Raw genomic sequence first — 9,904 nt, 5'->3', positions numbered from 1 at the left:
GGTTGCTACATGTAAACCTTCTGTTTATGAAAAACACATTGTAAGTGATGTTTTAGTACAAGCGGTAGAAAACATGCGCGGAAAAATGAACGAGTTAAATATAAATTGCACCTTTAATGAAGAGCAAAATAGAAGTGAAATTGAATGTGATAAACGCAAATTAAAAGGAGTATTTTTGTATGTTATTAAAAATGCTTTAGAGGCAATGGAACATGGCGGAACATTAAAAATACAAGTTGAAAATAAAAAAAGAGATTATGTAATAGTAAGTATAGTAGACAGTGGTTTTGGGATAAAAAAGGATAATTTAGGACGAGTTAAGGATGCTTTTTATACAACGAAGCAAGATAGAATTGGATTAGGTCTTACGGTAGCAGAGCGAATTRTKAMAGAKCATCTTGGAGAATTACAYATTTCTAGTGAAGTAAAGAAAGGAACGAGAGTRGAAATACTGCTCCCGAAAAAATGTGAGCGCAATGTGACACAAGATTAAGAGGTGTTGTTAAAGGAGTTATCATATGGAAAAAGGCAATATATTTGAAAAAGAAGAGATAAAGGCATTAATAATATTTTTAAGCTTATTCTTCGTTATATTTTTTGCGTATGATTTTGCTGAAAAAGTTATTGTCCTTTTATCAGATAAAAATCAAAAACTAGCAGATGCTTTTGGAGAAGGATTAGGTTTATGGCTATATAGTTTGATAGTTGGATTATTCTTTATAGGACTTTATTTTATGAAATGGAAAAAGCCGTATATTGTGAAGTATATTATTTTAATTGGCTATAATATATTGGATTTTATTAATAACTTCATTATTTATTACGGAAGTGATGCGGAATTTGATGGCGGGAATATAGTAGAAGGATTCTTTATTTTATTTGCACCGATATTTGTGAATAAGAGGTACTTTTGGTTAGTTGCCGGAACTATTGTTGGAAAATATGCACTTATGGGATTCGTTGTTCAATCCTTTATTGTTCTTATCCCAATAGCATTATATAGCGTGTTTGTTATTATATGTTGGATTATATTTTTAAGATTCCAATCTTACGTTCGTACACTTGAAATGATGGATAAAGAAATACGAAATGTAGAGAAATTAGCAATGGTTGGAAAAATGGCGACAGTAATTGGCGATAAGATTAGAAGACCGTTAGAAAAATTGAAAAAACTTGTGAATAAGCAAGCGAAAAAATATCCAGAAGATAAAATTTATAGTGAAATTATGAGACAGGAAGTAGAGCGAATTCATACAATTGCTACAGAACTAAATGGGTTTGAGAAATCTAAATCGGTAGAATCCGAAACACATAATATTAAAGAAATCATCTCTTATGTTATCAGGGTTATGGAAAAGCCAGCWTTAGAACAAGGGRTRAAAATRCATGCTATTTATAGTAAAGATATACCWYCAATTACATGYGAKGARAAACGATTGAAACAAGTATTTTTTAATTTAATAAAAAATGCGATTGAAGCAATGTCAGTTGGCGGAACTATTACTGTAAAAGTTATAGTGGAAGATGTGATCATTGTTCAAATTATAGATGAGGGATGCGGCATTCCGAAAGATAAAATTCCGAAGCTAAATGAAGCTTTTTACACAACGAAAGAAACTGGAACAGGCTTAGGATTAGTAGTTACGGAAAAAATTATTAAAGATCACCACGGTAAATTGAACTTTGAAAGTGAAGTTGGAGTTGGAACGACTGTTGAGATTATGTTGCCGATTTAATTATAGTGGGATATTTTAAAAAGGGGAAATCACTTTCTTGAGAGTGATTTCCCCTTTTCATTGTAGAGGGGATGTTTACAACATTGACAAATTGTACAAATTTACAATCTAAAATATGGGTGTTTTAAAGCGAGAGTATATAATGAATTTGTCTGTTATTTATTTTCATTTATTTGTAATTTTTTTGCCTCGGTAGCGAGGTTTTTGTGAAATGAACGATTTGTAAGTGTGGGCTATATATCAGTGATTAGAAAAATAGAATATACAGCACTTGCCGTAATCCCGGGGGTAATATAAAGAGATATCGCATCCCCCCTCGAAAACAGGTTTCCGGTTGTAATACTAGTCCAAGTTACAGTGGCAGGTCCAGGTGCTGGAGTAGGGTTATACACTTGAGGTTGTCTAGAGCCAATATCCGTAGGTTTAATTGAAAATGTCATAGTTCCCGTAATTTTATCTGTAGTAGTTAAAGTAATAGTAGATAGGATGTAACTAGAGGTAGGGGCAGAGAGGTTTATTGGGACATTCCTGCAAATATCAATCGTATAAACAGCAGCGGGTAAGTTATTAATATTTATAGAGGTAGCAAAACCAACTATATTTCCAGCTCCAGCAGTTACATACGGAATAACGTTAGAATCAATTCCTGGAGAACCTGCTATACGTTGAAACCCAGCATTCGTCCCTTGAAAAACAATACTTTTCGCTGATGAACTACCAGCAGTTCCAGTAGTACCGGTAGCTCCGGTAGAACCAGTGACTCCAGTAATTCCGGTTGCTCCAGTAGAACCAGTAGTTCCGGTAGAACCGGTAGAACCAGTGACTCCAGTAGTTCCGGTAGAACCGGTAGAACCAGTGACTCCAGTGACTCCAGTGACTCCAGTGGCACCAGTAGTTCCGGTAGAACCGGTAGAACCAGTGACTCCAGCAGTTCCGGTAGCTCCGGTAGAACCAGTGACTCCAGTAGTTCCGGTAGAACCAGTAGGACCAGTAGGACCACCTTCTACCAATACGATATAATCTTGAGACACATTCGGAAATCCTTGAGGTGCATCTTTTTTTACAACATAGCCGCTACTCGTGTAAGTGACAACTTGTCCCTTTTTATAGTTAGGAGCGGCTGCTAGACTAAAAGCGGTAGTACTTTGCAAACCGGCCCCGGCATTGCCAGTAGGTCCAGTAGCACCAGTGGGTCCAGTAGCGCCGATAGAACCGCTGTTGCGTCTACCGTCACAACTAAAGCAATTGCGTTGGTACATATATTATCTCCTTTCTATATTTTTGAAAATCTAGTTTTAAAAGTAGAACTACTATATATATATTGTAGATTCTATATTTTTGTGTGGTCGATCGTATTGTGTATATAGATTTTAAAAATAGGGGAGGTGTTATTAGTTTTATAACCACCAGGTCTCCTGCGGAATCAAAGTAACATCTACATCAATGTCTTTTTCACTAAATATTCAGAGGCAGAGTGTGACACACCGATGAGTGACATATTTGTTTCTTTCGCATAATCCATAATGAGTGAGTATTTATGCCTACCATAATCATTGTCGATATGGCAATGGATTTCTCCTGTAATAAATGATTAAGTGATTGTTCTATTGCTTTTAAGGCTGGCATGTTTRGTAATCCTCCTTAAGATAATTCTTACTTTGTTAGTTCTTTTTATTTTTCATGGCAAAATAAGAAGCGGATAGGAAACAAATAAAACCTAGAATCCAGCGAATAGAAGGAGAATAGGGAAGCATATGTTGTAATACCATTCCGCTAGAAATAAAAAAGCTACCTAATAGACCTAAGAAAATGAGATATCGTTGTAGTTTGAATATCAGTGATACAACTTCCTTTATCACGTATTAACTGCTCGTAAAAGCCTGATTGGCGAGGGCTAATAATCAGAGGGGGATGGATACCCCCCTAATTAAAGTTTCACTTTATCACATATATTTTATAGTAGTCTTAATTTTCTGCATATAAGATTCAAGAAAAATGGTGGTACAATATATAAATGATACGAGAAGAGAGGATGTAGGTTAACACATGTACGTTACTGTAACAGAGGCAGCATATAAAAAGATTATGGATACGATTCCAAGTGAAACGAAATATATAAAGTTATTTTATGATAATGAAGGTTGCGGTTGTGTTATGAGCGGGATTATTGATTTAGTAGCCGTTTCAGAGAAAGATGAGCGCGATGTAGATATCGAATCAAGCGTACTAAACTTTATTGCAGATCGCACAAAGCTTGTATTTATGGATGATAAATTAACAGTTGATTGGCATGAAGTTGGAGGGACTTTCCAGCTGAAGAGCCCAAGCCAGTTTTATAATCCGAATATGAAGTTACATGTTCGAGTATAATGAAGAGAGAAGGAGTATATAATATGCTCCTTTTTCTTATGGATTTTTTCACATAATGAAATGTACATATGGTTGAATTTTCTGTATAATTCTCTTTGCGGAGGGGGTTGCGCATGAAAAGATGGGGAATTGAGTTATTAATTTTAAGTGTCGTTATTATTTGGGGGATTAACTATACGATTGCGAAATATGGACTTTTAGAATTTACAGCGATTGAGTTTACTGCAGTTCGAATGATGGCAGCAGCACCACTATTATTATTACTTACGTTCTTTATCGAAAAGTCACTTTATATGGAGCGAAAAGATATACCAAGATTAATCATTGTTAGCGCGGTAGGTATTGTACTGTATCAAACGCTATTTATGGAAACGGTACAATATACATCTGCTACAAATGCCTCTTTACTCATTTCTATTTCACCTATTTTTACAACTTTATTTTCGATTTTCTTGAAACAAGAAAAATTTTCTTCTCGAAAGTTAGTTGGTTCCATGATTGCCTTTGTTGGTGCTACATTAGTTTTAGTAGCGGGGCATTCACTCGCTGGTTCTTTCTACGGAAATGGGATTGGACTGATTACATCAATATGTTGGGGACTTTATCCCGTGTTAGCAGGGCCGCTTATTAAAAAATACTCAGCATTACGTGTTACTGCATGGTCGACATTAGTTGGAGCGGTTCCGCTCTTATTGTTAAGTGGTCCACATGTATTTGTCATGCCATTTCACATTACACACGGGATGACATGGTTTGCCTTGCTGTATTCTATTTTCTTCGTGACTGTATTCGGTTTAGTGATGTGGTATATTGGTGTTCAAAAAATTGGAGCATCACATACGATGGTATATATGTATATTACGCCGCTCGTTGCTGTCTTATTTGCTGCAGTATGGGCAAATGAATATGTATCGTTACAACAAATTATCGGTGGAATTATCATTTTCTTCGGTCTATGGTTTGTGAAATCAGAGAAAGTAGAAGCTAATTCTATCGTGCAAGAACCTATATCAAAATAGGAAAACAGATCATCTATGATCTGCTTTCCTATTTTTTTATTTTTGGTAAGAAGATGAGAAACAAGATAGCAGTAATAAGTGGAATTAAGTTTAAAAATGGAATACGGAAGAGTGTAATAAGAATAATACCTGGAAGAAGAACACCGAGGACAGCATAGAAAATACTATGTTTTTTCGTGTACCAATATAATGAAAGTCCAATAAGTGCAGGAACAATGAGATGAATGAGAGCCATTAAAAAATAAATCATTAGACGCCCCCTTTATTTATGTGCTTATTACATCATATCCGTATGTTCATAGATTGATATCAATTTTTTCATAATTGGACGAAAATGTTTTGAAAAACGTCACATTTATGAGGGATTCTATATTAGAAATCTTGTATAATATTATTTCCTAAAAGCATTTAAAAAACATAAACATACTGTTTATGTTTTTTAAATTTGAGTGAAATGAATTTTAAGTAGCATAGACTCGAAAGAAATGAGTTATATAGCTTTTGTTGGATAGATAAAAACTATTGAAGGGGAGTACAATATGATTAGTATGTCATTAAGGTCGTTTAAAATTCAATCGTATTATCTACTAGGTATTCTGTTATTAGGCTGGATGTTAACACCGTTTTCAGCACATTTTCTAGGTGCAGGAATTGGACTTATTGTAAGCATGTATTGTGTTTGGATTTTAGGAAGGCGTATCGAAAAGCTTGGAGATAGTATAGTAAAGAAGACGAAAGCGCCGACGCTTGGTATGTTTAATCGCTTTGCAGCTGCAATTTTGGGTGCTATTATTATGTACGAAATTGAGCATCATATGGTAATGTGGGCATTTGCAGTAGGTATTCTGGGTGGTTATTTCTTAATCGTTATTAATTTAGGGTATTATAGTATGAAGGATGAGGAAGAATTAACGAAGGGCTGAAAAAGATAAAAAGATGAAAAGCCTCTTTTTAGATGGAATAGAGGATCCAGCGGTGGATAGAAGCGGTTAGGGCCTTTTTTAGCCACATGCGGTGTGAAACTAGAAGGAGCAAGTGAGCGAGAGATCTCTTTATATTTTCAAAGCCTTGATTTGTATGTGTGAAAATCCGAGTATATCAATTGAAAATTAGGTTTGGAACTTTTTTAGATGGAATAGAGGATCCGGCGGTGGATAGAAGCGGTCAGAGCCTTTTTTAGCCCCATGCGGTGTGAAACCAGAGCAAGGTAGTGAGCAGGAATATAATTTATATGTTCGAAGCCGTAATTTGTATATATGAAAATCTGGTTATTTAAATTGAAAATTGGCTTACTCTGGAATAAGGGATCCGGCGATGGATAGTACAACAGGAAGCGTAACTTTGTATAAAATATAGGTTTCCGCTTCCAATAAGTTAATATGAAATCACTTAGTAGTATGACTCTTAGGTTCTTTAAAAAAGTTGGATACAATACAACAAACTATTCCGGTAATTAGAATAATGTATTTTATCGTTTCACTTGTATGCTCAAATAAATTAACGTTAAGCATTACAAGTCCCCAAAACATTTGAATCGCTCCATAACTGAATAAAATTTTTCCTGTACGAGAAAAATTTTTCATGGGCCTCACCCTTTCCTTTATATGTAAATTATATCATAGGAAACTACAAACGAATGATTATAAAATGAATTTTATGTAAATTTATGGGTAGTGGTATGCAATAGATGGAGAGATTAAAGTTTCACTTTATATAAGATATAGAAAGAAGCTTACGTTTTTAACGTAAGCTTCTTTTTTATGTAAGTGTGTGTAACCGTTAAGCCGCATTGGGTTTTGTCGGTGAGTACGCGGAACTTTACGGTTACACGACACTTATTCATATGAGTAAAAGGGTTATTAAGCGATTGGACCGCCTAAGTTAATAATAGCTTCAGAAACGCTATCGAATTTTTTGAAGTTTTCTTTAAATTCGTTTGCAAGCTCAATTGCTTTCGCTTTGTAAGCATCTTTATCAGCCCAAGTTTGTTCAGGCATTAATACTTCATCAGGTACACCTGGAACATGACGAGGTACTTCAAGGCCAAAGATGTCGTGTTTTGCAGTTTCAGCTTTAGCAAGTTCACCGCTTAGTGCTGCTTGAATCATTGCACGAGTGTAACCTAAGTTCATACGTTTACCAACACCGTATTCGCCACCAGTCCAGCCAGTGTTTACTAAGAATACTTTCGCATCATGTTTCTCGATTTTTTCACCAAGCATTTCAGCATAACGAGATGCATCAAGTGGTAAGAACGGTGAACCGAAGCAAGTAGAGAATGTAGCTTGCGGAGATGTAACACCGCGCTCTGTTCCTGCTAGCTTACTAGTGTAACCGCTTAAGAAATGGTACATAGCTTGCTCTTTTGATAACTTACTGATTGGAGGCAATACGCCAGATGCATCAGCAGTTAAGAAAATAATTGTATTTGGATGTCCTGCAACACTTGGCAGTACGATATTGTCAATCGCATGCATAGGGTATGCAGCACGTGTATTTTCTGTTAAAGTAGTATCGTTATAGTCAGCGATGCGTGTTTGACCATCAATGACAACGTTTTCTAAAACTGAACCAAATTTGATTGCATCGAAGATTTGTGGTTCTTTCTCATGAGAAAGGTTTACACATTTTGCATAGCAACCGCCTTCAATATTGAATACGCCGTTATCAGACCAACCGTGCTCATCGTCACCGATTAATTTACGGTTTGGATCAGCAGATAATGTTGTTTTGCCTGTTCCAGATAAACCGAAGAATAGTGCTACGTCGCCTTCTTCGCCTACGTTTGAAGAGCAGTGCATAGAAAGAATGTCTTGTTCAGGTAGTAAGAAGTTCATAATAGAGAAGATTGATTTTTTCATTTCTCCAGCGTATTCTGTACCACCGATTAGTACGATACGTTTTTCGAATGAAACCATAATGAATGCTTCAGAATTTGTACCGTCAATTGCTGGATCTGCTTTGAAGTTTGGTGCAGAAACAATTGTGAACTCTGATTCGTGAKTTGCTAATTCTTCTTCATTTGGACGAATAAAYAATTGATGTACGAACAAATTATGCCATGCATATTCGTTAACAACTTGAATTGGTAGGCGATAGTTGCGATCAGCGCCAGCAAATCCTTTGAAGATGAATAACTCTTCTTTTTCTTTTAAGTATTCTAAAACTTTTATATATAATTTATTAAAATGTTCTTCAGAGATCGGTTGGTTCACGGCTCCCCAAGCAATTTTGTCAGCAACCGATGCTTCCTTCACAATAAATTTATCYTTAGGAGAACGTCCTGTGTATTTTCCTGTTGAAGCAGAAACGGCACCAGTAGAAGTTAATTTCCCTTCGTTTCGCATTAATACTTTTTCCACTAATTGCGGAACACTTAATTGAATCTGTGCATTGCTTCCGTTCAATAATTCATGTAAACCAATTTGGACATTCACAGTACTCATATTTATATACCATCCTTTTCATTTAATGAAATATTTCTCGTAATCCCCATCAATAGTATAACACAATTATATAAATAATGTATACTATTTATTTATTTTTGTTTGTGTGAATGTATCATTTCCCTATTAATATTTCATTCTATGGGTATTGAGAAAAACTTTCAGGAAAATGTGAATATTAATTGACAAATGAATATCATTTCTTTAGTATAGGTTGGGACGGATACTCTCTTATCCCGAGCTGGCGGAGGGACAGGCCCGATGAAGCCCAGCAACCTCACTTGTAGTGGTAAATACAGGTGAATAGGTGCTAAAACCTGTGCGAGGCTAACGGTCTCGAACGATAAGAGCAAAGGGCAAAAAGCAGTATGCAAGTAGCAAATTAAACCTTTCCTCTATGTTAAGTAGGAAAGGTTTTTCTGTATGCTTGTGTGGGAGAATAAATGTATGTCGCAGTTTGTGGCAAATTAAGGATGAGTTCCGTACAATATATACAATTACTGTAGGGAGGTTTACCACATGACAAAAAAACGTCATCTGTTCACATCTGAGTCTGTAACTGAAGGACATCCAGATAAAATTTGTGACCAAATTTCTGATTCAATTTTAGATGCGATCTTAGCAAAGGACGCAAATGCACGTGTAGCTTGTGAAACAACTGTAACAACTGGTTTAGTATTGGTAGCGGGGGAAATTACGACTTCTACTTACGTAGATATTCCAAAAATCGTTCGTGAAACAATTCAAGGCATTGGTTACACACGCGCAAAATACGGATTCGATGCAGAAACTTGTGCAGTTTTAACATCTATCGATGAGCAATCTGCTGACATCGCTATGGGTGTTGACCAAGCACTAGAAGCACGCGAAGGTCAAATGACTGACGCTGAGATTGAGGCAATTGGTGCGGGAGACCAAGGTTTAATGTTTGGCTTCGCATGTAATGAAACACAAGAATTAATGCCACTTCCAATCTCGCTTGCTCACAAATTAGCTCGTCGTTTAACTGAAGTACGTAAAGATGACACATTATCATACTTACGTCCGGATGGAAAAACGCAAGTTACAGTTGAGTATGATGAAAATGGTAAACCTGTACGTGTGGATACAATTGTAATTTCTACACAACATCATCCAGATGTTACGTGGGAAGAAATCGATCGCGATTTAAAAGAGCACGTAATTAAAGCTGTAGTTCCAGCAGAATTAATGGATGTAGAAACGAAATTCTTCATTAACCCAACTGGCCGCTTCGTAATTGGTGGACCACAAGGTGATGCTGGTTTAACAGGACGTAAAATCATCGTTGATACTTACGGTGGATACGCTCGCC

General features: G+C 36.1%; 10 protein-coding genes, 1 pseudogene and 1 riboswitch. Of the genes and pseudogenes, 6 read left to right on the top strand and 5 right to left on the bottom strand.

Annotated elements, in window-relative coordinates:
• Together AC1DJR_RS09070 and AC1DJR_RS09065 are read left to right on the top strand one after the other, a co-directional pair.
• Positions 1–493: ATP-binding protein (locus AC1DJR_RS09070; RefSeq protein ID WP_477002435.1), on the top strand; the 493-nt coding region annotated here is incomplete at its 5' end.
• 25 nt (positions 494–518) lie between these two features.
• Positions 519–1,736 carry an ATP-binding protein gene (locus AC1DJR_RS09065; RefSeq protein ID WP_477002434.1) on the top strand — a complete coding sequence of 406 codons (1,218 nt, stop codon included), beginning with the start codon at positions 519–521 and terminating at the stop codon, positions 1,734–1,736.
• A gap of 233 nt (positions 1,737–1,969) precedes the next feature.
• On the opposite strand, the gene AC1DJR_RS09060 is transcribed toward AC1DJR_RS09065, so the two are convergent.
• Positions 1,970–2,995 carry a collagen-like protein gene (locus AC1DJR_RS09060; protein WP_477002433.1) on the bottom strand — a complete coding sequence of 342 codons (1,026 nt, stop codon included), beginning with the start codon at positions 2,993–2,995 and terminating at the stop codon, positions 1,970–1,972.
• Positions 2,996–3,133: 138 nt separating this feature from the next.
• Positions 3,134–3,327: pseudogene (locus AC1DJR_RS09055) on the bottom strand (Nif3-like dinuclear metal center hexameric protein); the annotation flags it as partial.
• Positions 3,328–3,782: 455 nt separating this feature from the next.
• On the opposite strand from AC1DJR_RS09055, the gene AC1DJR_RS09050 reads away from it, so the two are divergent.
• Both AC1DJR_RS09050 and AC1DJR_RS09045 read left to right on the top strand, forming a co-directional pair.
• On the top strand, positions 3,783–4,106 hold the full coding sequence (locus AC1DJR_RS09050; protein WP_002089124.1) for an iron-sulfur cluster biosynthesis family protein: 324 nt from the start codon (positions 3,783–3,785) through the stop codon (positions 4,104–4,106).
• Between the two features lie 113 nt (positions 4,107–4,219).
• The gene (locus tag AC1DJR_RS09045) at positions 4,220–5,125 is read left to right on the top strand and encodes a DMT family transporter (protein ID WP_477002432.1); all 906 of its coding nucleotides are present in this window, start codon (positions 4,220–4,222) and stop codon (positions 5,123–5,125) included.
• Positions 5,126–5,153: 28 nt separating this feature from the next.
• Here the strand turns inward: AC1DJR_RS09045 and AC1DJR_RS09040 are convergent, their stop codons facing one another.
• Entirely contained in the window at positions 5,154–5,375 is a 222-nt protein-coding gene (locus tag AC1DJR_RS09040) for a hypothetical protein (protein ID WP_002123250.1), read from the bottom strand.
• Between the two features lie 289 nt (positions 5,376–5,664).
• Here AC1DJR_RS09040 and AC1DJR_RS09035 point away from each other — a divergent pair, with 289 nt between their 5' ends.
• Complete coding sequence (locus tag AC1DJR_RS09035) at positions 5,665–6,048, top strand: ATP synthase subunit I (protein WP_002089121.1); 384 nt, start codon at positions 5,665–5,667, stop codon at positions 6,046–6,048.
• 462 nt (positions 6,049–6,510) lie between these two features.
• Here the strand turns inward: AC1DJR_RS09035 and AC1DJR_RS09030 are convergent, their stop codons facing one another.
• Both AC1DJR_RS09030 and pckA read right to left on the bottom strand, forming a co-directional pair.
• Positions 6,511–6,708 (bottom strand): hypothetical protein, encoded by a 198-nt coding sequence (locus AC1DJR_RS09030; RefSeq protein ID WP_002089120.1) that lies wholly within the window; start codon positions 6,706–6,708, stop codon positions 6,511–6,513.
• A gap of 276 nt (positions 6,709–6,984) precedes the next feature.
• Positions 6,985–8,571 (bottom strand): phosphoenolpyruvate carboxykinase (ATP), encoded by a 1,587-nt coding sequence (gene pckA / locus AC1DJR_RS09025; RefSeq protein ID WP_477002431.1) that lies wholly within the window; start codon positions 8,569–8,571, stop codon positions 6,985–6,987.
• 228 nt (positions 8,572–8,799) lie between these two features.
• Positions 8,800–8,921: riboswitch (SAM riboswitch) on the top strand.
• A 169-nt stretch (positions 8,922–9,090) separates the two neighbouring features.
• On the opposite strand from pckA, the gene metK reads away from it, so the two are divergent.
• Positions 9,091–9,904, top strand: an 814-nt coding sequence (metK, locus tag AC1DJR_RS09020; protein WP_477002430.1) for a methionine adenosyltransferase, incomplete at its 3' end; no start/stop codon positions are given.

The sequence above is a fragment of the Bacillus sp. 05T31 genome, assembly GCF_056396725.1.
The sequence above is the reverse complement of the archived record's forward strand: the minus strand, read 5'-3'. Positions and strand labels throughout refer to the sequence as shown.

What these genes read in the sequence shown, in the direction of transcription:
- AC1DJR_RS09030 (WP_002089120.1), bottom strand. Translation starts at nt 6,708, where the DNA reads ATGAAAAATTTTTCTCGTACAGGAAAAATTTTATTCAGTTATGGAGCG.
- AC1DJR_RS09045 (WP_477002432.1), top strand. Translation starts at nt 4,220, where the DNA reads ATGAAAAGATGGGGAATTGAGTTATTAATTTTAAGTGTCGTTATTATT.
- AC1DJR_RS09035 (WP_002089121.1), top strand. Translation starts at nt 5,665, where the DNA reads ATGATTAGTATGTCATTAAGGTCGTTTAAAATTCAATCGTATTATCTA.
- AC1DJR_RS09060 (WP_477002433.1), bottom strand. Translation starts at nt 2,995, where the DNA reads ATGTACCAACGCAATTGCTTTAGTTGTGACGGTAGACGCAACAGCGGT.
- AC1DJR_RS09040 (WP_002123250.1), bottom strand. Translation starts at nt 5,375, where the DNA reads ATGATTTATTTTTTAATGGCTCTCATTCATCTCATTGTTCCTGCACTT.
- AC1DJR_RS09050 (WP_002089124.1), top strand. Translation starts at nt 3,783, where the DNA reads ATGTACGTTACTGTAACAGAGGCAGCATATAAAAAGATTATGGATACG.